32 protein-coding genes are annotated in these 22,226 nt (G+C 55.3%); all 32 read right to left on the reverse strand.

Annotated elements, in window-relative coordinates:
- Positions 1-24 precede the first annotated feature (24 nt).
- The 32 genes from rpoA to rpoC all read right to left on the reverse strand — a co-directional run bounded on the left by rpoA (position 25) and on the right by rpoC (position 22,180).
- Entirely contained in the window at positions 25-1,026 is a 1,002-nt protein-coding gene (gene rpoA / locus D8U61_RS17565; RefSeq protein ID WP_016772946.1) for a DNA-directed RNA polymerase subunit alpha, read from the reverse strand.
- Between the two features lie 22 nt (positions 1,027-1,048).
- Entirely contained in the window at positions 1,049-1,669 is a 621-nt protein-coding gene (gene rpsD / locus D8U61_RS17570) for a 30S ribosomal protein S4 (RefSeq protein ID WP_003176404.1), read from the reverse strand.
- Positions 1,670-1,687: 18 nt separating this feature from the next.
- Positions 1,688-2,077: a 30S ribosomal protein S11 gene (rpsK, locus tag D8U61_RS17575; protein WP_002555466.1), complete on the reverse strand. Its 390-nt coding sequence runs from the start codon at positions 2,075-2,077 to the stop codon at positions 1,688-1,690.
- Positions 2,078-2,107: 30 nt separating this feature from the next.
- Entirely contained in the window at positions 2,108-2,464 is a 357-nt protein-coding gene (rpsM, locus tag D8U61_RS17580; RefSeq protein WP_003186020.1) for a 30S ribosomal protein S13, read from the reverse strand.
- A gap of 130 nt (positions 2,465-2,594) precedes the next feature.
- Entirely contained in the window at positions 2,595-2,711 is a 117-nt protein-coding gene (gene rpmJ, locus D8U61_RS17585) for a 50S ribosomal protein L36 (RefSeq protein ID WP_002555468.1), read from the reverse strand.
- A 27-nt stretch (positions 2,712-2,738) separates the two neighbouring features.
- On the reverse strand, positions 2,739-4,067 hold the full coding sequence (secY, locus tag D8U61_RS17590; RefSeq protein ID WP_016772945.1) for a preprotein translocase subunit SecY: 1,329 nt from the start codon (positions 4,065-4,067) through the stop codon (positions 2,739-2,741).
- Complete coding sequence (gene rplO, locus D8U61_RS17595; RefSeq protein ID WP_011336169.1) at positions 4,068-4,505, reverse strand: 50S ribosomal protein L15; 438 nt, start codon at positions 4,503-4,505, stop codon at positions 4,068-4,070.
- A gap of 3 nt (positions 4,506-4,508) precedes the next feature.
- Positions 4,509-4,685: a 50S ribosomal protein L30 gene (rpmD, locus tag D8U61_RS17600; RefSeq protein WP_003176408.1), complete on the reverse strand. Its 177-nt coding sequence runs from the start codon at positions 4,683-4,685 to the stop codon at positions 4,509-4,511.
- Positions 4,686-4,687: 2 nt separating this feature from the next.
- Complete coding sequence (rpsE, locus tag D8U61_RS17605) at positions 4,688-5,188, reverse strand: 30S ribosomal protein S5 (protein ID WP_007955637.1); 501 nt, start codon at positions 5,186-5,188, stop codon at positions 4,688-4,690.
- Between the two features lie 3 nt (positions 5,189-5,191).
- Positions 5,192-5,542 (reverse strand): 50S ribosomal protein L18, encoded by a 351-nt coding sequence (rplR, locus tag D8U61_RS17610; protein WP_003186037.1) that lies wholly within the window; start codon positions 5,540-5,542, stop codon positions 5,192-5,194.
- 10 nt (positions 5,543-5,552) lie between these two features.
- A complete protein-coding gene (gene rplF / locus D8U61_RS17615; protein WP_003228722.1) occupies positions 5,553-6,086 on the reverse strand; it encodes a 50S ribosomal protein L6 in 534 nt (177 codons plus the stop codon).
- Between the two features lie 12 nt (positions 6,087-6,098).
- Positions 6,099-6,491 (reverse strand): 30S ribosomal protein S8, encoded by a 393-nt coding sequence (rpsH, locus tag D8U61_RS17620; RefSeq protein WP_016772944.1) that lies wholly within the window; start codon positions 6,489-6,491, stop codon positions 6,099-6,101.
- Between the two features lie 208 nt (positions 6,492-6,699).
- Positions 6,700-7,005: a 30S ribosomal protein S14 gene (rpsN, locus tag D8U61_RS17625; protein WP_003186042.1), complete on the reverse strand. Its 306-nt coding sequence runs from the start codon at positions 7,003-7,005 to the stop codon at positions 6,700-6,702.
- A 13-nt stretch (positions 7,006-7,018) separates the two neighbouring features.
- Positions 7,019-7,558 carry a 50S ribosomal protein L5 gene (gene rplE, locus D8U61_RS17630; protein ID WP_003210069.1) on the reverse strand — a complete coding sequence of 180 codons (540 nt, stop codon included), beginning with the start codon at positions 7,556-7,558 and terminating at the stop codon, positions 7,019-7,021.
- 20 nt (positions 7,559-7,578) lie between these two features.
- The gene (rplX, locus tag D8U61_RS17635) at positions 7,579-7,893 is read right to left on the reverse strand and encodes a 50S ribosomal protein L24 (protein ID WP_003186046.1); all 315 of its coding nucleotides are present in this window, start codon (positions 7,891-7,893) and stop codon (positions 7,579-7,581) included.
- An 11-nt stretch (positions 7,894-7,904) separates the two neighbouring features.
- Positions 7,905-8,273 carry a 50S ribosomal protein L14 gene (rplN, locus tag D8U61_RS17640; RefSeq protein WP_002555479.1) on the reverse strand — a complete coding sequence of 123 codons (369 nt, stop codon included), beginning with the start codon at positions 8,271-8,273 and terminating at the stop codon, positions 7,905-7,907.
- A 23-nt stretch (positions 8,274-8,296) separates the two neighbouring features.
- Positions 8,297-8,563, reverse strand: a complete 267-nt coding sequence (gene rpsQ, locus D8U61_RS17645; protein WP_003194644.1) for a 30S ribosomal protein S17 — start codon at positions 8,561-8,563, stop codon at positions 8,297-8,299.
- Positions 8,564-8,565: 2 nt separating this feature from the next.
- Positions 8,566-8,757: a 50S ribosomal protein L29 gene (rpmC, locus tag D8U61_RS17650; protein ID WP_002555481.1), complete on the reverse strand. Its 192-nt coding sequence runs from the start codon at positions 8,755-8,757 to the stop codon at positions 8,566-8,568.
- A complete protein-coding gene (gene rplP, locus D8U61_RS17655; RefSeq protein WP_003228729.1) occupies positions 8,757-9,170 on the reverse strand; it encodes a 50S ribosomal protein L16 in 414 nt (137 codons plus the stop codon). Before rplP ends, rpmC begins: the two co-directional genes overlap by 1 nt.
- 12 nt (positions 9,171-9,182) lie before the next feature.
- Positions 9,183-9,869, reverse strand: coding sequence for a 30S ribosomal protein S3 (rpsC, locus tag D8U61_RS17660; RefSeq protein ID WP_003176422.1), 687 nt, complete (start codon positions 9,867-9,869; stop codon positions 9,183-9,185).
- A gap of 13 nt (positions 9,870-9,882) precedes the next feature.
- Complete coding sequence (rplV, locus tag D8U61_RS17665) at positions 9,883-10,215, reverse strand: 50S ribosomal protein L22 (protein WP_003103908.1); 333 nt, start codon at positions 10,213-10,215, stop codon at positions 9,883-9,885.
- Between the two features lie 11 nt (positions 10,216-10,226).
- A complete protein-coding gene (gene rpsS, locus D8U61_RS17670; RefSeq protein ID WP_011336172.1) occupies positions 10,227-10,502 on the reverse strand; it encodes a 30S ribosomal protein S19 in 276 nt (91 codons plus the stop codon).
- A 16-nt stretch (positions 10,503-10,518) separates the two neighbouring features.
- A complete protein-coding gene (rplB, locus tag D8U61_RS17675) occupies positions 10,519-11,343 on the reverse strand; it encodes a 50S ribosomal protein L2 (protein WP_016772943.1) in 825 nt (274 codons plus the stop codon).
- A gap of 14 nt (positions 11,344-11,357) precedes the next feature.
- Positions 11,358-11,657, reverse strand: coding sequence for a 50S ribosomal protein L23 (gene rplW, locus D8U61_RS17680; protein WP_002555488.1), 300 nt, complete (start codon positions 11,655-11,657; stop codon positions 11,358-11,360).
- On the reverse strand, positions 11,654-12,256 hold the full coding sequence (gene rplD, locus D8U61_RS17685; RefSeq protein WP_003228735.1) for a 50S ribosomal protein L4: 603 nt from the start codon (positions 12,254-12,256) through the stop codon (positions 11,654-11,656). Before rplD ends, rplW begins: the two co-directional genes overlap by 4 nt.
- Positions 12,257-12,268: 12 nt before the next feature.
- Positions 12,269-12,904 carry a 50S ribosomal protein L3 gene (gene rplC, locus D8U61_RS17690; protein ID WP_003228738.1) on the reverse strand — a complete coding sequence of 212 codons (636 nt, stop codon included), beginning with the start codon at positions 12,902-12,904 and terminating at the stop codon, positions 12,269-12,271.
- 80 nt (positions 12,905-12,984) lie between these two features.
- Complete coding sequence (gene rpsJ / locus D8U61_RS17695; protein WP_003186070.1) at positions 12,985-13,296, reverse strand: 30S ribosomal protein S10; 312 nt, start codon at positions 13,294-13,296, stop codon at positions 12,985-12,987.
- Positions 13,297-13,450: 154 nt separating this feature from the next.
- Positions 13,451-14,644: an elongation factor Tu gene (gene tuf, locus D8U61_RS17700; protein WP_064361246.1), complete on the reverse strand. Its 1,194-nt coding sequence runs from the start codon at positions 14,642-14,644 to the stop codon at positions 13,451-13,453.
- Between the two features lie 31 nt (positions 14,645-14,675).
- Positions 14,676-16,781, reverse strand: a complete 2,106-nt coding sequence (fusA, locus tag D8U61_RS17705) for an elongation factor G (protein ID WP_016772942.1) — start codon at positions 16,779-16,781, stop codon at positions 14,676-14,678.
- A 30-nt stretch (positions 16,782-16,811) separates the two neighbouring features.
- Positions 16,812-17,285 (reverse strand): 30S ribosomal protein S7, encoded by a 474-nt coding sequence (gene rpsG / locus D8U61_RS17710; protein ID WP_016772941.1) that lies wholly within the window; start codon positions 17,283-17,285, stop codon positions 16,812-16,814.
- 107 nt (positions 17,286-17,392) lie between these two features.
- On the reverse strand, positions 17,393-17,764 hold the full coding sequence (gene rpsL / locus D8U61_RS17715; protein WP_003186084.1) for a 30S ribosomal protein S12: 372 nt from the start codon (positions 17,762-17,764) through the stop codon (positions 17,393-17,395).
- Between the two features lie 216 nt (positions 17,765-17,980).
- Positions 17,981-22,180: a DNA-directed RNA polymerase subunit beta' gene (gene rpoC / locus D8U61_RS17720; RefSeq protein WP_016772940.1), complete on the reverse strand. Its 4,200-nt coding sequence runs from the start codon at positions 22,178-22,180 to the stop codon at positions 17,981-17,983.
- Between the last annotated feature and the right edge of the window lie 46 nt (positions 22,181-22,226).

Below are 22,226 nucleotides of genomic sequence, written 5' to 3' on the forward strand. Positions count from 1 at the left end.
CACTACGTTCGGTGATTACGACGATCAGGCAGTCGCCTTGTCGTCCTTCTTAAGACTTGCAGGCGGCCAGTTGTCGAGGCGCATGCCGAGGGACAGACCGCGGGAGGCCAGAACGTCCTTGATTTCAGTCAAGGATTTCTTGCCCAGGTTCGGAGTCTTCAACAGCTCTACTTCGGTACGCTGAATCAGGTCGCCGATGTAGTAGATGTTTTCCGCCTTAAGGCAGTTAGCCGAACGTACAGTCAGTTCCAGATCGTCAACCGGGCGAAGCAGGATCGGATCGATCTCGTCTTCCTGCTCGACAACCAGCGGCTCACTTTCACCTTTGAGGTCGACGAACGCAGCCAGCTGCTGTTGCAGGATGGTTGCAGCGCGACGGATAGCCTCTTCAGGATCCAGGGTACCGTTGGTTTCCAGATCAATAACCAGCTTGTCCAGGTTGGTACGCTGTTCGACACGGGCGTTTTCCACCACGTAAGCGATACGGCGAACCGGGCTGAACGAAGAGTCGAGCTGCAAGCGACCGATGCTGCGGCTTTCGTCTTCATCGCTCTGACGCGAGTCGGCTGGTTCATAACCACGACCACGAGCTACGGTGAGCTTCATGTTCAGGGCGCCGTTAGACGCCAGGTTAGCGATTACGTGATCGGGATTAACGATCTCGACATCATGATCCAGCTGAATATCGGCAGCGGTAACCACCCCCGAACCCTTCTTCGACAAGGTCAGCGTAACTTCGTCACGACCGTGCAGCTTGATGGCCAGACCTTTAAGGTTCAACAGGATTTCAATTACGTCTTCCTGTACACCTTCGATGGCGCTGTACTCGTGGAGCACACCGTCAATCTCGGCCTCGACTACTGCGCAGCCGGGCATTGAGGACAACAGGATGCGGCGCAGCGCGTTGCCCAGGGTGTGGCCAAAACCACGCTCGAGAGGCTCGAGAGTGATCTTGGCGCGGGTTGGACTGACAACCTGCACATCAATGTGGCGGGGTGTCAGGAACTCATTTACCGAAATCTGCATGGATGCACCTATTTTCTAGCCCTTACTTGGAGTAGAGCTCGACAATCAGGCTTTCGTTGATGTCGGCGGACAGATCACTGCGAGCAGGAACGTTCTTGAAAACGCCCGACTTCTTCTCAGTGTCTACTTCTACCCATTCTACGCGGCCACGTTGGGCACACAGATCGAGAGCTTGGACAATGCGAAGTTGGTTTTTTGCTTTCTCGCGAACTGCAACCACGTCACCAGCACGAACCTGATACGACGGAACGTTTACGGTCTGACCGTTTACGCTGATCGACTTGTGCGATACCAGCTGGCGGGATTCGGCACGAGTCGAACCAAAGCCCATACGGTATACAACGTTGTCCAGACGGCATTCGAGCAGTTGCAGCAGGTTTTCACCGGTTGCACCTTTCTTGCCAGCAGCTTCTTTGTAGTAGCCGCTGAACTGACGCTCGAGAACGCCGTAGATACGACGGACCTTCTGCTTTTCACGCAGTTGGGTGCCGTAGTCGGACTGGCGACCGCGGCGTTGGCCGTGGATACCAGGTGCTGCTTCAATGTTGCACTTCGATTCGATCGCGCGCACGCCGCTCTTCAGGAAGAGATCGGTGCCTTCGCGACGAGCGAGTTTGCATTTTGGACCAATGTAACGAGCCATTCTTTACAATCTCCTGGATTACACGCGGCGCTTCTTCGGCGGACGGCACCCGTTGTGCGGGATTGGCGTCACGTCGGTGATGCTGGCGATCTTGTAGCCACAGCCGTTCAAAGCGCGGACTGCGGATTCACGACCTGGACCTGGACCCTTGACGTTGACGTCGAGGTTTTTCAGGCCGTATTCCAGCGCAGCTTGACCAGCACGCTCAGCAGCTACTTGAGCAGCGAACGGGGTGGACTTGCGGGAACCGCGGAAACCCGAACCACCGGAGGTAGCCCAGGAAAGAGCGTTACCTTGACGGTCGGTGATGGTCACGATGGTGTTGTTAAAAGATGCATGGATGTGGGCGATGCCATCAACCACTGTCTTTTTAACTTTTTTACGAGGACGAGCAGCAGGTTTTGCCATGATTAAATTCCTGTCGATTCGCTGGGGCGATTACTTGCGGATCGGCTTACGCGGACCTTTACGGGTACGCGCGTTGGTCTTGGTACGCTGACCGCGTACTGGCAGACCACGACGATGACGCAGACCGCGATAGCAACCGAGGTCCATCAAGCGCTTGATTTTCATGTTGATTTCGCGACGCAGGTCACCTTCAGTGGTGAACTTCGCCACTTCGCCACGCAGCTGTTCAATTTGCTCGTCGCTCAGATCTTTGATCTTTGCTGCTGGGTTTACCCCAGTCACTGCACAGATCTTCTGCGCAGTAGTGCGACCAACACCATAGATGTAGGTCAGCGAGATAACAGTATGCTTGTTATCTGGAATGTTAACGCCTGCAATACGGGCCATTCAGTGGGACTCCAATTGACAGCTACCTACGCCCCGGAAGCCAAGAAATAGGGCGCGAGATAATATCGCTGTAATAACAAATAATCAACCCGGTAGCGCACTAGCTACCGGGCTTGAAGCACAATCACACTCAGCCTTGGCGCTGTTTGTGACGCGGTTCCGCGCTGCAAATTACTCGAACAACACCTTCGCGGCGAATAATCTTGCAGTTACGGCACAGCTTTTTCACCGATGCACGAACTTTCATCACCAACTCCTCGAACCTTATGGGTACTCAGCGCAACATGCCGCTGCCGTAACCCTTCAGGTTGGCTTTCTTCATCAGGGATTCGTACTGGTGCGAAACGAGGTGCGATTGTACTTGGGACATGAAGTCCATCACAACCACGACCACGATCAGCAACGAGGTCCCGCCAAGGTAGAACGGAACGTTTGCTGCAACCACCAGGAATTGGGGCAACAGGCACACGGCCGTCATGTAAAGAGCACCGAACAGGGTCAAGCGGGTCAGAACGCCATCAATATAGCGCGCAGACTGCTCACCTGGACGGATGCCCGGAATAAAGGCACCGGACTTCTTCAGGTTTTCCGCTACGTCTTTCGGATTGAACATCAACGCCGTATAGAAGAAGCAGAAGAAAATAATCCCTGCACTAAACAGCAGAATATTCAACGGCTGACCAGGAGCGATCGACTGCGAGATGTCCTGCAACCAGCCCATACCTTCAGACTGACCGAACCAGGCACCCAACGAAGCCGGAAACAGCAAGATGCTGCTCGCGAAAATAGCCGGAATAACACCGGCCATGTTCACCTTCAGCGGCAAGTGGCTTGTCTGCGCAGCAAAAACCTTGCGGCCCTGCTGACGCTTGGCGTAGTGAACAGCGATACGACGCTGGCCACGCTCAATGAAAACCACGAAACCGATAATCGCTACTGCCAGCAAACCGATGGCAACCAGGGCGAAGATGTTGATATCACCCTGACGCGCAGACTCGAAAGACTGCCCGATTGCTCTCGGAAGACCGGCGACGATACCCGAAAAAATCAACATCGAGATACCGTTGCCAACACCACGCTCAGTAATCTGCTCACCCAGCCACATCATGAACATCGCACCAGCCACAAATGTGGTTACCGCGACGAAATGGAAGCCAAAGTCACCAGTGAACGCGACGCCCTGCCCCGCCAGACCAATGGACATGCCAATAGCCTGGACCAGAGCGAGAGCGACGGTGAGGTAGCGGGTGTACTGGCTAATCTTGCGACGGCCAGCTTCACCTTCCTTCTTCAACTGCTCCAGCTGCGGGCTGACGGCGGTCATCAGTTGCATGATGATCGATGCCGAAATGTACGGCATGATCCCCAGTGCAAAGATGCTCATCCGTTCCAGCGCGCCGCCGGAGAACATGTTGAACAAGCTAAGAATGGTCCCCTCATTCTGTCGAAACAGGTCTGCGAGTCGGTCCGGGTTGATACCTGGAACCGGGATGTGTGCGCCTATTCGGTAGACGATAATCGCCAGGAACAGAAAACGCAGACGAGCCCAGAGTTCAGACATACCGCCTTTGCCGAGCGCAGAGAGAGCACCTTGCTTAGCCATTTATTCCTCGAACTTGCCGCCAGCTGCTTCGATAGCCGCACGCGCACCTTTGGTGGCGCCGATTCCCTTGCCGATAGTGACAGCGCGAGCCACTTCACCGGACAGCATGATTTTCACACGCTGTACGTTGACGTTGATCACGTTGGCATCTTTCAGGGACTGCACAGTAACGATGTCGCCTTCCACTTTGGCCAGCTCGGACAAACGCACTTCTGCGCGATCCATGGCTTTCAGGGAAACGAAACCGAACTTAGGCAGGCGACGATGCAGCGGCTGTTGACCGCCTTCAAAGCCTGGAGCGATGGTGCCACCGGAGCGGGAGGTCTGACCTTTGTGACCACGGCCACCAGTCTTGCCCAAACCACTACCGATACCACGGCCCGGACGATGCTTTTCGCGACGGGAACCCGGCGCTGGACTCAGATCATTGAGTTTCATCGATTAACCCTCGACACGCAGCATGTAGTAAGCCTTGTTGATCATCCCGCGATTCTCGGGAGTATCCTGGACTTCTACAGTGTGACCGATGCGACGCAGACCCAGACCCTTAACGCACAGTTTGTGGTTAGGGATGCGGCCGGTCATGCTTTTGATCAGCGTAACTTTAACGGTAGCCATGATTACTTGATCTCCTCAACACGCAGGCCACGCTTGGCAGCGATGGACTCAGGAGACTGCATAGCCTTCAGACCCTTGAAAGTGGCGTGAACCACGTTTACCGGGTTAGTCGAGCCGTAGCACTTGGCCAGAACGTTCTGAACGCCAGCAACTTCGAGGACAGCACGCATAGCGCCGCCAGCGATGATACCGGTACCTTCAGAAGCAGGCTGCATGTACACCTTCGAAGCGCCGTGAGCGGACTTCATTGCGTACTGCAGAGTGGTGCCGTTCAGGTCAACTTGAATCATGTTGCGGCGAGCAGCTTCCATTGCCTTCTGGATCGCAGCAGGCACTTCACGCGACTTGCCACGGCCGAAGCCAACACGCCCTTTACCATCACCAACCACGGTCAACGCGGTGAAAGTGAAGATACGGCCGCCTTTAACGGTTTTGGCTACGCGGTTAACTTGAACCAGCTTCTCGATGTAGCCTTCGTCGCGCTTTTGGTCGTTATTTGACATAACTTAGAACTCCAGCCCAGCTTCACGAGCAGCATCAGCCAGCGCTTTAACGCGGCCGTGGTACTTGAAGCCAGAGCGGTCGAAAGCCACTTGCGATACGCCAGCGGCCTTAGCACGCGTAGCGACCAGCTGGCCAACCTTTGTGGCCGCGTCGATGTTGCCAGTGGCACCATCACGCAGTTCTTTATCCAAAGTCGAGGCACTTGCCAGGACTTTGTTGCCGTCGGCCGAGATGACCTGGGCGTAGATGTGCTGCGACGAGCGGAACACGCAGAGACGCACGACTTCGAGTTCGTGCATTTTCAGGCGTGCTTTGCGAGCGCGACGCAGTCGAGTAACTTTTTTGTCGGTCATTTGCTATGCCCTACTTCTTCTTGGCTTCTTTACGACGGACGACTTCGTCCGCGTAGCGCACACCTTTGCCTTTGTATGGCTCTGGTGGACGGAAGTCGCGGATCTCGGCGGCCACTTGACCTACCAGCTGCTTGTCGATGCCCTTGATCAGGATATCGGTCTGGCTAGGAGTCTCAGCGGTGATGCCTTCCGGCAGTTCGTAATCCACTGGGTGCGAGAAGCCAAGAGCCAGGTTCAGAACCTGACCTTTTGCTTGCGCTTTGTAACCAACACCGACCAGCTGGAGCTTGCGCTCGAAGCCTTGGCTTACGCCCTGGACCATGTTGTTTACCAACGCACGCGTGGTACCGGCCATTGCGCGAGTTTGTTGATCGCCATTGCGAGCAGCGAAACGCAGCTCACCAGCTTCTTCAACGATCTCAACGGACGAATGGATGTTCAGTTCAAGAGTACCCTTGGCACCCTTCACCGAAAGCTGTTGGCCTGCGAATTTGACTTCGACACCGGCTGGCAGCTTAACGGGGTTCTTAGCGACGCGAGACATGCTTATCCCCCCTTAGAACACAGTGCAAAGAACTTCGCCGCCGACACCGGCAGCGCGCGCAGCACGATCCGTCATCACACCTTTGTTGGTGGAGACGATAGACACGCCAAGACCGCCACGAACTTTCGGCAGATCTTCAACGGACTTGTACTGACGCAGGCCTGGACGACTAACGCGCTTCACTTCTTCGATAACCGGACGGCCTTCGAAGTACTTCAGCGAGATGGACAGCGACGGCTTGGCGTCGGTGGTGATCTGAAAATCCGCGATGTAACCTTCGTCCTTCAGGACTTTTGCTACAGCTGCCTTCAACGTGGAAGACGGCATGCTTACGACAGACTTTTCAGCCATCTGGGCATTACGGATTCGAGTTAGCATGTCCGCTAACGGGTCCTGCATACTCATGGGCTAGACGCTCCTAATACAAAAAAATTAGCCTTGCGGCTACTACTTGTCGCCGGGAACTTCCGGGCAGAAAAACACGGGCTCAGGCGAGCCGGTCATTCTAGACACACCCCAGAAATGAATCAAGCCCCAAAAGGGGCTTGATTCAGATTCAAGGCCACCGATGGTCAGGTTCTTGCGAACCCGAACACCGAGACTTTGACAACTATTACCAGCTGGCTTTAACCAGACCTGGCACGTCACCACGCATTGCAGCTTGACGCAGCATGTTACGGCCGAGGCCGAACTTGCGGTACACGCCGTGCGGACGACCAGTCAGGCGGCAACGGTTACGCATGCGCGAAGCGCTTGCGTCACGTGGTTGCTTCTGCAGAGCTACGGTAGCTTCCCAACGCGCTTCTGGACTTGCGTTCAGATCAACGATGATAGCTTTCAGCGCTGCACGCTTGGTGGCGTACTTGGCAACGGTGAGCTGACGCTTCAGCTCACGGTTCTTCATGCTCTTCTTGGCCATTTTCCTACTCCAATCAGTTGCGGAACGGGAATTTGAAAGCACGCAGCAGAGCGCGGCCTTCATCATCGTTCTTGGCAGTGGTGGTCAGGGTAATGTCCAGACCGCGGAGAGCATCGATCTTGTCGTAGTCGATTTCCGGGAAGATGATCTGCTCTTTCACGCCCATGCTGTAGTTGCCACGACCATCGAAGGACTTGGCATTCAGGCCGCGGAAGTCGCGAACCCGAGGCAGGGAGATCGACAGCAGACGATCCAGGAACTCGTACATACGCTCACGGCGCAGGGTCACTTTGACGCCGATCGGCCATCCTTCGCGGACTTTGAAGCCAGCGATGGATTTACGAGCGTAGGTCACAACGACTTTCTGGCCGGTGATCTTTTCCAGGTCAGCAACAGCGTGCTCGATGACTTTTTTGTCGCCGATCGCTTCGCCCAGACCCATGTTCAGGGTGATTTTGGTAACGCGCGGAACTTCCATCACGTTCGAAAGCTTAAGTTCTTCCTTAAGTTTCGGAGCGATTTCCTTCCGGTAAATCTCTTTTAGTCGTGCCATGGTCTTCTACCTAGCAGTGTTCAAGCATCAACCGCTTTTTGGGTCGACTTGAAGACACGAATTTTCTTACCGTCTTCTACTTTGAAACCAACGCGGTCAGCCTTGTTGGTTTCGCCGTTGAAGATGGCGACGTTGGAAGCGTGCAGTGGCGCTTCTTTCTCGACGATACCGCCCTGTACGCCCGACATCGGGTTAGGCTTGGTATGACGCTTGACCAGGTTCAGACCACCAACAACCAGACGGTTGTCAGCAAGAACCTTCAGCACCTTACCGCGCTTACCTTTGTCTTTGCCGGCGATCACGATGATCTCGTCGTCACGACGAATCTTTTGCATGTCGGATCTCCTTACAGCACTTCTGGGGCGAGCGAGACGATCTTCATGAACTTCTCAGTACGAAGTTCACGGGTCACTGGCCCAAAGATACGGGTGCCGATCGGCTCTTGCTTGTTGTTCAGAAGAACAGCAGCGTTGCCATCAAAGCGGATAATGGAGCCATCAGCACGACGTACGCCGTGACGAGTGCGGACTACAACAGCAGTCATCACTTGGCCTTTTTTCACCTTACCGCGAGGAATTGCTTCCTTCACGGTAACTTTGATGATGTCACCGATACCAGCGTAACGACGATGGGAGCCACCCAGCACCTTGATGCACATAACACGGCGAGCGCCGCTGTTATCGGCCACATCGAGCATGGATTGAGTCTGAATCATATAATTTCTCCGACCCCTAGCCCTTAGACTTCCACAGCGCGTTCGAGAACATCAACCAGCGCCCAAGACTTGGTCTTGGCCATCGGACGAGTTTCACGAATAGTGACTTTGTCGCCGATGTGGCACTGATTGGTTTCGTCGTGCGCGTGCAGCTTAGTCGAACGCTTAACGTATTTACCGTAGATCGGGTGCTTTACGCGACGCTCGATCAGAACGGTGATGGTTTTGTCCATCTTGTCGCTGACAACACGGCCAGTCAGCGTACGGACAGTTTTTTCGGCTTCAGCCATGATCACTTACCTGCCTGCTGGTTGAGCACAGTCTTCACGCGAGCGATGTCACGCTTAACTTGCGAGAGCAGATGAGACTGCCCCAACTGGCCAGTTGCTTTCTGCATGCGCAGATTGAACTGGTCGCGCAGCAAGCCGAGCAGTTGCTCGTTCAGCTGCTGTGCGGATTTTTCACGAAGTTCATTCGCTTTCATCACATCACCGTCCGTTTAACAAAGGAGGTGGCGAGCGGCAGCTTTGCAGCAGCCAGGGCGAAAGCCTCACGCGCCAGCTCTTCAGAAACACCCTCGATTTCATACAGGACTTTGCCTGGCTGAATCTGGGCAACCCAGTACTCCACGTTACCCTTACCTTTACCCATACGAACCTCGAGAGGTTTCTTGGAGATCGGCTTGTCCGGGAATACACGGATCCAGATCTTGCCGCCACGTTTTACGTGACGGGTCAGAGCACGACGCGCTGACTCGATCTGACGAGCGGTGAGACGACCACGAGCAACAGACTTCAGCGCGAACTCGCCGAAGCTGACTTTGCTACCGCGCAGTGCCAGACCACGGTTGTGGCCGGTCATCTGCTTGCGGAACTTCGTACGCTTTGGTTGCAACATTTGGCGTACCCCTTACTTAGCAGCTTTTTTACGAGGCGCTGGTGCTTGTGGTTTCAGTTCTTCTTGGCGACCACCAATAACTTCGCCTTTGAAGATCCAAACCTTTACACCGATCACACCGTAAGTGGTGTGAGCTTCGTAGTTGGCATAGTCGATGTCGGCACGCAGGGTGTGCAGTGGCACACGACCTTCGCGATACCATTCAGTACGTGCGATTTCAGCACCGCCGAGACGACCGCTCACTTGGATTTTGATGCCTTTGGCACCAATGCGCATGGCGTTCTGTACAGCGCGCTTCATAGCGCGACGGAACATTACACGACGCTCCAGCTGCTGAGCTACGCTCTGCGCAACCAGCATACCGTCGAGCTCCGGCTTGCGGATCTCTTCGATATTGATGTGCACAGGCACACCCATTTGCTTGGTCAGGTCCTGACGCAGTTTCTCAACATCTTCACCTTTCTTCCCGATAACGATACCTGGACGAGCGGTGTGGATGGTGATGCGTGCAGTTTGGGCCGGACGATGGATATCGATACGGCTTACGGACGCGCTTTTTAGTTTGTCTTGGAGATACTCACGCACTTTCAGATCTGCGAACAAGTAGTCCGCATAAGTCCGACCGTCTGCGTACCAGACGGAGGTGTGCTCCTTGACGATTCCCAGGCGAATGCCAATGGGATGTACTTTCTGACCCATCTCTTCGACTCCGTTACTTGTCAGCAACCTTGACAGTGATATGGCAAGACCGCTTGACGATGCGATCAGCACGGCCTTTGGCACGTGGCATGATGCGCTTCAGCGAACGCCCTTCGTTGACGAAAACGGTGCTGACCTTCAGGTCATCAACGTCTGCGCCTTCGTTATGCTCGGCGTTGGCTACGGCCGACTCCAGCACTTTCTTCATGATCTCGGCGGCTTTCTTACTGCTGAAAGCCAACAGGTTGAGCGCTTCGCCCACCTTCTTCCCGCGGATCTGGTCGGCGACCAAGCGGGCTTTCTGGGCGGAGATTCGAGCGCCCGACAACTTAGCGGCTACTTCCATTTCCTTACCCCTTAACGCTTGGCTTTCTTGTCAGCCACGTGCCCGCGATAGTTGCGGGTACCGGCGAACTCGCCCAGTTTGTGGCCGACCATGTCTTCGTTAACGAGAACTGGGACGTGCTGACGACCGTTGTGTACTGCGATGGTCAGACCGACCATTTGTGGCAGGATCATCGAACGACGCGACCAGGTTTTAATTGGTTTGCGATCGTTCTTTTCCGCCGCCACTTCGATCTTCTTCAGTAGGTGAAGATCAATAAAAGGACCTTTTTTCAGAGAACGTGGCACTGTCGTATCCCTCTATTTACTTGCGACGACGGACGATCATTTTGTCGGTACGCTTATTACCACGAGTCTTCGCGCCCTTAGTCGGGAAGCCCCATGGCGATACCGGATGACGACCACCAGAGGTACGACCTTCACCACCACCATGTGGGTGGTCAACCGGGTTCATGGCAACACCACGAACGGTTGGGCGAACGCCACGCCAGCGTTTGGCACCAGCTTTACCCAGCGAACGCAGGCTGTGCTCGGAGTTCGAGACTTCACCCAGGGTCGCACGGCATTCAGCCAGGACTTTACGCATTTCACCGGAACGCAGACGCAGGGTCACGTAGACACCTTCACGAGCGATCAGCTGAGCCGAAGCACCAGCGGAACGAGCGATCTGTGCACCTTTACCTGGCTTCAATTCGATGCCGTGTACGGTAGAACCGACTGGAATGTTGCGCAGTTGCAGAGCGTTGCCTGGCTTGATTGGAGCCAGAGCGCCTGCGATCAGCTGGTCGCCAGCACTCACGCCTTTAGGGGCGATGATGTAGCGGCGCTCGCCGTCTGCGTAGCAGAGCAGTGCGATGTGAGCAGTACGGTTTGGATCGTATTCGATACGCTCGACAGTGGCGACGATGCCATCTTTGTCGTTGCGACGGAAATCGACCATACGGTAATGCTGCTTATGACCACCACCGATGTGACGAGTGGTAATACGGCCATTGTTGTTACGACCACCAGACTTCGATTTTTTCTCGAGCAGCGGTGCGTGAGGAGCGCCTTTATGCAGCTCCTGGTTGACCACCTTGACCACAAAACGGCGGCCAGGGGAAGTCGGTTTGCATTTAACGATTGCCATGATGCACCCCTTCCTTACTCAGCACTGCTGCTGAAATCGAGATCTTGGCCTGGCTGAAGGGAGATAACTGCCTTCTTCCAGTCATTACGCTTGCCCAGACCGCGAGCAGTGCGCTTGCTCTTACCCAGAACGTTCAGGGTAGTGACGCGCTCTACTTTCACGCTGAACAGGCTTTCGACGGCCTTCTTGATTTCCAGCTTGGTTGCATCAGTAGCAACCTTGAAAACGAACTGGCCTTTCTTGTCTGCCAGAACCGTAGCCTTCTCGGAAACGTGCGGGCCAAGCAGAACTTTAAATACGCGTTCCTGGTTCATCCCAGCAGCTCCTCGAATTTCTTCACGGCCGACACGGTGATCAACACCTTGTCGTATGCGATCAGACTAACTGGATCGGAACCTTGCACATCACGTACATCTACGTGCGGCAGGTTGCGAGCAGCCAGGTACAGGTTCTGATCAACAGCGTCCGACACGATCAGAACGTCGGTCAGGCTCATGTTGTTCAGTTTGCCCAGCAGATCTTTGGTTTTCGGAGTTTCAACAGCGAAATCCTGAACCACGACCAGACGATCAGTACGCACCAGCTCAGCAAGGATGGAACGCATTGCTGCGCGATACATCTTCTTGTTCAGCTTCTGGGAGTGATCCTGTGGACGAGCTGCGAAAGTGGTACCGCCGCCACGCCAGATTGGGCTACGGATAGTACCAGCACGAGCACGGCCAGTACCTTTCTGACGCCATGGGCGCTTGCCGCCACCACGAACGTCGGAACGGGTCTTCTGCTGCTTGCTACCTTGACGGCCGCCGGCCATGTAGGCCACGACTGCTTGGTGAACCAGCGTCTCGTTGAATTCGCCGCCAAATGTCAGTTCGGAAACTTCGATCGCTTGAGCGTCATTTACATTTAATTGCATGTCAGCTTCCCCTTAACCGCGAGCCTTGGCTGCTGGACGTACAACCAGGTTGCCGCCAGTAGCGCCAGGAACAGCACCCTTGACCAACAACAGATTGCGTTCAGCGTCCACGCGCACTACTTCCAGGGACTGCACGGTCACGCGCTCAGCGCCCATATGACCGGACATTTTTTTGCCCTTGAATACACGACCAGGAGTCTGGCACTGGCCGATAGAGCCTGGGACGCGGTGGGATACGGAGTTACCGTGGGTGTTATCTTGCCCGCGGAAATTCCAACGCTTGATCGTACCCTGGAAGCCTTTACCCTTGGACTGACCGGTTACATCAACCAGTTGACCAGCGGCGAAGATTTCAGCGTTGATCAGATCGCCAGCCTGGTACTCGCCTTCTTCAAGGCGGAATTCCATGGTGGTGCGACCAGCGGCAACGTTCGCTTTAGCGAAGTGGCCAGCCTGAGCTGCTGTTACACGCGAAGCGCGACGCTCGCCGACAGTGACTTGCACTGCACGATAGCCATCGGTCTCTTCAGTTTTGAACTGGGTGACGCGATTCGGCTCGATCTCAATGACCGTGACCGGAATGGAGACACCTTCTTCGGTGAAAATACGGGTCATACCGCATTTACGACCGACTACACCAATAGTCATGTTGTAAACCTCATGAGTGTACGGGGCTTTCACCCGCTATGGCCGCCCATTTCAGAGCGTTACACGACCAAGACCGAGTCTTAGCCGAGGCTGATCTGCACTTCCACACCGGCCGCAAGATCAAGCTTCATCAGCGCATCAACGGTTTTATCCGTTGGCTGGACGATGTCCAGAACACGCTTATGAGTGCGGATCTCGTACTGGTCACGCGCGTCTTTGTTGACGTGCGGGGAAACCAGAACGGTGAACCGCTCTTTACGGGTAGGCAGTGGAATTGGACCACGCACTTGAGCACCAGTACGTTTCGCGGTTTCCACGATTTCCTGGGTTGATTGGTCGATCAGGCGATGGTCAAAAGCCTTCAACCTGATACGGATTTGCTGATTTTGCATTGGATTTCAGACTCCGGCTGCTATTCCCACCGGGCGCAATACGCCCGTTAAAAGGAGGCGCAATTCTATAGACGCCCCTGATAGGTGTCAACCCAATAAAAAAGCCCCCGCTGAGCGGGGGCTTTTTCAATCCATCAAGCTGACTTTAAAAGTCTTACTCGATGATTTTGGCTACGACGCCAGCGCCGACGGTACGACCGCCTTCACGGATAGCGAAACGCAGACCGTCTTCCATCGCGATGGTTTTGATCAGGGTAACAGTCATCTGAATGTTGTCACCTGGCATTACCATTTCAACGCCTTCTGGCAGCTCGCAGTTACCAGTCACGTCAGTAGTACGGAAGTAGAACTGTGGACGGTAGCCTTTGAAGAACGGAGTGTGACGACCGCCTTCTTCCTTGCTCAGAACGTAAACTTCTGCGGTGAACTTGGTGTGCGGCTTGACCGAACCTGGCTTGACCAGAACCTGGCCACGCTCAACGTCGTCACGCTTGGTACCACGCAGCAGAACGCCGCAGTTCTCGCCAGCACGACCTTCGTCGAGCAGCTTGCGGAACATTTCAACACCAGTGCAAGTAGTAACGGTGGTGTCACGCAGACCAACGATTTCCAGCGGATCCTGAACGCGAACGATACCGCGCTCGATACGACCAGTCACAACAGTACCGCGACCCGAGATCGAGAATACGTCTTCGATTGGCATCAGGAATGGCTTGTCGATCATACGAACTGGTTCTGGGATGTAGGCATCCAGAGTTTCAACCAGTTTCTTGACGGCAGTGGTGCCCATCTCGTTGTCGTCTTTGCCTTCCAGCGCCATACGAGCCGAACCGATGATGATCGGAGTGTCGTCGCCCGGGAAGTCGTAAGTCGACAGCAGGTCACGAACTTCCATCTCAACCAGTTCCAGCAGCTCAGCGTCGTCTACCAGGTCAGCCTTGTTCAGGAAGACCACGATGTACGGAACGCCAACCTGACGGGACAGCAGGATGTGCTCACGGGTTTGCGGCATCGGACCATCAGCGGCCGAGCAAACCAGGATAGCGCCGTCCATCTGAGCAGCACCGGTGATCATGTTCTTCACGTAGTCAGCGTGACCCGGGCAGTCAACGTGAGCGTAGTGACGGATCTTCGAGTTGTACTCAACGTGCGCGGTGTTGATGGTGATACCGCGAGCTTTTTCTTCTGGTGCGCTGTCGATCTTGTCGAAGTCAACGATTGCAGAACCGAAAACTTCGGAGCAAACGCGAGTCAGAGCAGCAGTCAGAGTGGTTTTACCGTGGTCAACGTGACCAATGGTGCCAACGTTGACGTGCGGTAGGGAACGATCAAATTTTTCTTTAGCCACGACAATTAACTCCTAGCCTAAAGGGGCTGAATCAGCCTTGTTTTTTGGTTACGGATTCGACGATGTGCGACGGAGCCGTATCGTATTTTTTGAATTCCATAGAGTAGCTTGCGCGACCCTGGGACATGGAACGAACGTCGGTCGCATAACCGAACATCTCACCCAGTGGAACCTCGGCACGGATAACCTTGCCGGACACTGTGTCTTCCATACCCTGGATCATGCCGCGACGACGGTTAAGGTCGCCCATCACATCACCCATATAGTCTTCAGGCGTAACAACCTCTACCGCCATGATCGGCTCGAGCAACTCACCACCACCCTTCTGGGCCAGTTGCTTGGTCGCCATGGAAGCAGCCACCTTGAACGCCATCTCGTTGGAGTCGACGTCGTGGTAAGAACCATCGAACACGGTAGCCTTCAGGCCGATCAGCGGATAGCCGGCAACAACGCCGTTCTTCATCTGCTCTTCGATACCCTTCTGGATAGCCGGGATGTATTCCTTAGGAACCACACCACCTACAACTTCGTTCACGAATTGCAGACCTTCCTGACCTTCGTCAGCAGGAGCAAAACGGATCCAGCAGTGACCGAACTGGCCGCGACCACCGGACTGACGAACGAACTTGCCTTCGATTTCACAGTTCTTCGTGATGCGCTCACGATACGAAACCTGAGGCTTGCCGATGTTGGCTTCGACGTTGAACTCACGGCGCATCCGGTCAACCAGGATGTCCAGGTGCAGCTCGCCCATGCCGGAGATGATCGTCTGACCAGTCTCTTCATCAGTTTTAACGCGGAAAGACGGGTCTTCCTGAGCAAGCTTGCCCAGAGCGATACCCATTTTTTCCTGGTCATCCTTGGTCTTAGGCTCTACGGCAACCGAAATAACCGGCTCCGGGAAGTCCATGCGAACCAGGATGATTGGCTTGTCAGCGTTGCAGAGGGTTTCACCAGTGGTGACGTCCTTCATGCCGATCAGGGCCGCGATGTCACCAGCGCGTACTTCCTTGATCTCTTCACGGGCGTTTGCGTGCATTTGCACCATACGACCCACGCGCTCTTTCTTGCCTTTGACCGAGTTGATCACGCCGTCGCCGGAGTTCAACACGCCCGAGTAAACGCGGACGAAGGTCAGGGTACCCACGAATGGGTCGGTAGCGATCTTGAACGCCAGAGCCGCGAAAGGCTCGTTGTCGTCTGCATGACGCTCCATCTCTTCTTCCTCGTTATCAGGGTTGGAACCCTTGATAGCAGGAATGTCGGTCGGAGCAGGCAGGTAGTCGATAACGGCGTCGAGAACCAGGGGAACGCCCTTGTTCTTGAACGAAGAACCGCAAACGGCCAGAACGATTTCGCCGGCGATAGTACGCTGACGCAAAGCAGCCTTGATCTCTTCGATCGACAGCTCTTCGCCTTCCAGGTACTTGTTCATCAGCTCTTCGTTGGCTTCGGCAGCAGCTTCAACCATGTTGTTGCGCCACTCTTCAGCCAGCTCTTGGAGCTCGGCAGGAATGTCCTTGCGAACAGGGACCATACCTTTATCGGAGTCGTTCCAGTAGACAGCTTGCATGTTGATCAGATCGATCTGACCCTGGAAGTTGTCTTCGGAGCCGATGGCCAACTGGATCGGCACCGGAGTGTGACCCAGACGCTGCTTGATCTGACCGATCACGCGCAGGAAGTTGGCGCCGGCACGGTCCATCTTGTTTACGTAAACAAGACGTGGAACGCCGTATTTGTTGGCTTGACGCCATACGGTTTCCGACTGCGGCTCAACACCCGAAGTACCGCAGAACACAACGACAGCGCCGTCGAGTACGCGCAGGGAACGCTCAACTTCAATGGTGAAGTCAACGTGGCCCGGGGTATCGATTACGTTGAAACGGTGCTCGTGAGAGTACTGCTTCTCGGAACCTTTCCAGAAGGCGGTAATGGCAGCAGAAGTAATGGTAATACCACGCTCCTGCTCCTGAACCATCCAGTCTGTGGTCGCGGCGCCATCATGCACCTCGCCCATTTTGTGACTTTTGCCGGTGTAAAACAGTACGCGCTCGGTGGTTGTGGTTTTACCAGCATCCACGTGAGCGACGATACCGATGTTACGGTAGCGGCTAATCGGAGTAGTACGAGCCATAAAGCCCTCGCAAAATTAGTGAAGCTAAAATTAGAAGCGGTAGTGCGAGAAAGCTTTGTTAGCTTCGGCCATACGGTGCACGTCTTCACGCTTCTTAACAGCAGCACCTTTACCTTCAGCAGCATCCAGCAGTTCGCCAGCCAAACGCAGAGCCATAGACTTCTCGCCGCGCTTACGGGCGAAGTCTACCAACCAGCGCATTGCCAGAGCGTTACGACGGGAAGGACGAACCTCGACCGGAACCTGGTAAGTAGCACCACCAACGCGGCGCGACTTCACTTCGACCAGCGGAGCGATGGCGTCGAGTGCTTTTTCGAAGAGTTCCAGGGGATCGGTGCCAGCCTTACGGGCCGCAACGGTTTCCAGGGCACCATAAACGATACGCTCGGCAACGGCTTTCTTGCCGCTTTCCATAACGTGGTTCATGAATTTGGCGAGGATCTGGCTTCCGTATTTCGGATCGTCCAGAATCTCACGCTTTGCTGCTACGCGACGTCTTGGCATGATAAGCCCTCAAGCGGTCTTCAGGTTAGCTCGGGACAGATCCAGAGGATGCGTGCCCGACCTTACTCTTATCGACTCAATAAAATAAAAATCTGCAAAACGGCCGATTACTTCGGACGCTTGGTACCGTACTTCGAACGACCCTGGTTACGGCCTTTAACGCCGGAAGTATCCAAGGAGCCGCGAACGGTGTGGTAACGAACACCTGGCAAGTCTTTTACACGACCGCCGCGGATCAGTACCACGCTGTGCTCTTGCAGGTTGTGGCCTTCACCACCGATGTACGAGGAAACCTCGAAACCGTTGGTCAGACGCACACGGCATACTTTACGCAGTGCCGAGTTAGGTTTTTTCGGCGTGGTGGTGTACACACGGGTGCACACGCCACGACGTTGCGGGCAGTTCTGCAGCGCAGGTACGTCGGATTTCTCGACGATACGCTTACGCGGCTGACGTACCAGCTGGTTGATAGTTGCCATCTACTAGCTCCACTGTTGTCTTGCGACGCTATTGTCTTGCAAGAAAAGCAAAATGGCAGGAACGAATTCCCGCCAAATTTAGGGGATCAAGAGTCTAAAGAGGATCTTGATTCCAGTCAAGGCAAGGCCCCGACCTCCCCGCCCATCGAACCTTGACTTGATGTCTCGATTCGACGAACGGAGCGATCAGGGCCTCACGCTCGTTTATCGCAGAACTCAGTTACCGCTCGAGTTCAGCGCTTCGGTCAGTGCAGCTTCCACTTCACTGGCGCTTACGCGCAACGGCTTGTCGGCATCACGGCGACGCTTGCGCTCGCTGTGATAGGCAAGACCGGTACCGGCCGGGATCAGACGACCCACGACTACGTTTTCTTTCAGGCCGCGCAGGTAATCGCGCTTGCCGGTGACTGCCGCTTCGGTCAGTACGCGGGTGGTTTCCTGGAAGGAAGCCGCCGAGATGAACGATTCGGTGGACAACGACGCCTTGGTGATACCCAGCAGAACGCGAGTGAACTTGGAGACAAACTTGTCTTCCGCGCTCAGACGCTCGTTCTCTACCAGAACGTGAGTCAGTTCCATCTGGTCGCCCTTGATGAAGCTGGAATCGCCGGACTCGGAGATCTCAACTTTACGCAGCATCTGACGCAGGATGGTCTCGATGTGCTTGTCGTTGATCTTCACGCCTTGCAGACGATAAACGTCCTGGATCTCGTTGACGATGTACTTGGCCAGCGCGCTTACACCCAGCAGACGCAGGATGTCGTGCGGATCGCTTGGACCGTCGGAGATAACTTCGCCGCGGTTTACCTGTTCGCCTTCGAAGACGTTCAGGTGACGCCACTTCGGAATCAGCTCTTCGTACGGATCGCTACCGTCGTTCGGGGTAATGACCAGACGGCGCTTGCCTTTGGTCTCTTTACCGAACGCGATGGTGCCGCTGACTTCAGCCAGAATCGACGCTTCTTTCGGACGACGGGCTTCGAACAGGTCGGCAACACGCGGCAGACCACCGGTGATGTCACGGGTCTTCGAAGTTTCCTGCGGGATACGAGCGATAACGTCACCGATCGCAATCTTCGCACCGTCAGCCACACCGACCAGGGCGTTGGCTGGCAGGAAGTACTGAGCGATAACGTCAGTGCCTGGCAGCAACAGATCCTTGCCGTTGTCGTCGACCATCTTCACTGCTGGACGGATTTCCTTACCGGCAGCTGGACGATCTTTCGCGTCAAGTACTTCAATGTTGGTCATACCGGTCAATTCGTCAGTCTGACGCTTGATCGTGATGCCTTCTTCCATGCCCACGTAGGTCACGGTACCTTTCATTTCGGTAACGATCGGGTGAGTGTGCGGATCCCACTTGGCCACGATTGCGCCAGCGTCAACCTTGTCACCTTCTTTAACCGAAATCACAGCACCGTACGGCAGCTTGTAACGCTCGCGCTCACGACCGAAGTCATCCGCGATTGCCAGCTCACCGGAACGGGACACAGCAACCAGATGGCCATCCACTCGCTCAACGTGCTTCAGGTTGTGCAGACGGACGGTACCGCCATTCTTCACCTGAACGCTGTCGGCTGCGGAAGTACGGCTTGCCGCACCACCGATGTGGAACGTACGCATGGTCAGCTGGGTACCCGGCTCACCGATAGACTGGGCAGCGATAACGCCGACCGCTTCACCGATGTTCACCTGGTGACCACGAGCCAGATCACGGCCGTAGCACTTGGCGCAGATGCCGTAGCGGGTTTCGCAGCTGATCGGCGAACGCACGATCACTTCGTCGATGCTGTTCAGCTCGATGAACTCGACCCACTTCTCGTCAACCAGAGTGCCGGCAGGAACGATAACGTCCTCGGTACCCGGCTTGAATACGTCACGGGCAATGACACGACCCAGTACGCGCTCACCCAACGGTTCTACAACGTCACCGCCTTCAATGTGCGGAGTCATCAGCAGACCGTGTTCGGTGCCGCAATCGATCTCGGTTACTACCAGATCCTGCGCCACGTCTACCAGACGACGAGTCAGGTAACCGGAGTTAGCGGTTTTCAACGCGGTATCCGCCAGACCTTTACGAGCACCGTGCGTCGAGATGAAGTACTGAAGTACGCTCAGACCTTCACGGAAGTTCGCAGTAATCGGCGTTTCAATGATGGAACCGTCCGGCTTGGCCATCAGACCACGCATACCGGCCAGCTGACGAATCTGTGCTGCGGAACCCCGCGCACCCGAGTCGGCCATCATGTACATCGAGTTGAAAGACTCTTGGTCGACTTCGTCGCCGTGACGGTCGATGACTTTCTCTTTCGAGAGGTTGGCCATCATCGCCTTGGAAACTTCGTCGTTCGCTTTCGACCAGAGGTCGATCACTTTGTTGTACTTCTCGCCCTGGGTTACCAGGCCGGAGGCGTACTGGCTCTCGATCTCTTTCACTTCGTCGGTGGCCGCACCGATGATGCGGGCTTTTTCATCCGGGATAACGAAGTCGTTAACACCGATGGAAACGCCGGAGATGGTCGAGTAAGCGAAACCGGTGTACATCAACTGGTCAGCGAAGATCACGGTCTCTTTCAGACCAACCACGCGGTAGCACTGGTTGATCAGCTTGGAGATCGCCTTTTTCTTCATCGGCAGGTTGACGACGTCGAACGACAGACCTTTTGGCACAACCTGGAACAGCAGCGCACGGCCGACAGTGGTGTCGACGATACGGGTACCGCTCACGCTGTTGCCGTCACGGTCGTTGACGGTTTCGTTGATACGAACCTTGACCTTGGCGTGCAGTGCGGCTTCGCCGGCACGGAACACACGGTCGACTTCCTGCAGATCCGCGAACACACGACCTTCGCCCTTGGCGTTGATCGCTTCACGAGTCATGTAGTACAGACCCAATACAACGTCCTGCGACGGAACGATGATTGGCTCACCGTTGGCTGGCGACAGAATGTTGTTGGTCGACATCATCAACGCACGCGCTTCGAGCTGGGCTTCCAGCGTCAGCGGTACGTGCACGGCCATCTGGTCGCCGTCGAAGTCGGCGTTGTACGCGGCGCAGACCAGAGGGTGCAGCTGGATAGCCTTACCTTCGATCAGTACCGGTTCAAACGCCTGGATACCCAGACGGTGAAGGGTCGGCGCACGGTTGAGCAGAACCGGGTGTTCGCGAATCACTTCAGCGAGAACGTCCCAAACCTCTGGCAACTCGCGCTCGACCATTTTCTTGGCCGCTTTGATGGTGGTCGCCAGACCACGCATTTCCAGCTTGCCGAAAATGAACGGCTTGAACAGCTCGAGAGCCATCTTCTTCGGCAGACCGCACTGGTGCAGACGCAGGGTCGGGCCTACGGTAATTACCGAACGACCGGAGTAGTCAACACGCTTACCGAGCAAGTTCTGACGGAAACGACCTTGCTTACCCTTGATCATGTCAGCCAGGGATTTCAGAGGACGCTTGTTGGAACCAGTGATAGCGCGGCCACGACGACCGTTGTCGAGCAGTGCATCGACCGCTTCCTGCAACATACGCTTTTCGTTGCGCACGATGATGTCCGGCGCGGACAGATCCAGCAGGCGCTTCAAACGGTTGTTACGGTTGATCACTCGACGATACAGATCGTTGAGGTCGGAGGTCGCGAAACGACCGCCATCCAGCGGGACCAGTGGACGCAGATCTGGCGGCAGAACCGGCAAAACGGTCAGCACCATCCACTCTGGCAGGTTGCCGGAACCCTGGAAGGCTTCCATCAACTTCAGACGCTTGGACAGCTTCTTGATCTTGGTTTCCGAGTTGGTTTGCGGAATCTCTTCGCGCAGACGGCCAATCTCGTGCTCCAGGTCGATAGCGTGCAGCAGTTCACGGACAGCTTCGGCACCCATGCGGGCGTCGAAATCGTCACCGAACTCTTCCAGCGCTTCGAAATACTGCTCGTCGTTCAGCAGCTGACCTTTTTCAAGGGTGGTCATGCCTGGATCGATAACGACATAGCTCTCGAAGTAGAGAACGCGTTCGATATCACGCAGGGTCATGTCCATCAGCAGGCCGATACGCGACGGCAGCGATTTCAGGAACCAGATGTGGGCAACCGGCGAAGCCAGTTCGATGTGCGCCATGCGCTCACGACGAACCTTGGCCAGTGCAACTTCAACGCCGCACTTCTCGCAGATCACACCACGGTGCTTCAAGCGCTTGTACTTACCGCACAGGCACTCGTAATCCTTTACCGGACCAAAGATCTTGGCGCAGAACAGGCCGTCACGCTCGGGTTTGAACGTACGGTAGTTGATGGTTTCCGGCTTTTTAACTTCACCGAACGACCACGAACGGATCATCTCCGGCGAGGCCAATCCGATGCGGATGGCGTCGAACTCTTCGACTTGACCCTGGTTTTTCAGCAAATTCAGTAGGTCTTTCAAGGCCTTTCCTCCTGGCGGAGCAGAGAGCGGGCATTCCTGCCCCGCT

The organism is Pseudomonas sp. Sample_14 (assembly GCF_004307515.1).
Taxonomy (GTDB): Bacteria; Pseudomonadota; Gammaproteobacteria; order Pseudomonadales; family Pseudomonadaceae; genus Aquipseudomonas; species Aquipseudomonas atacamensis.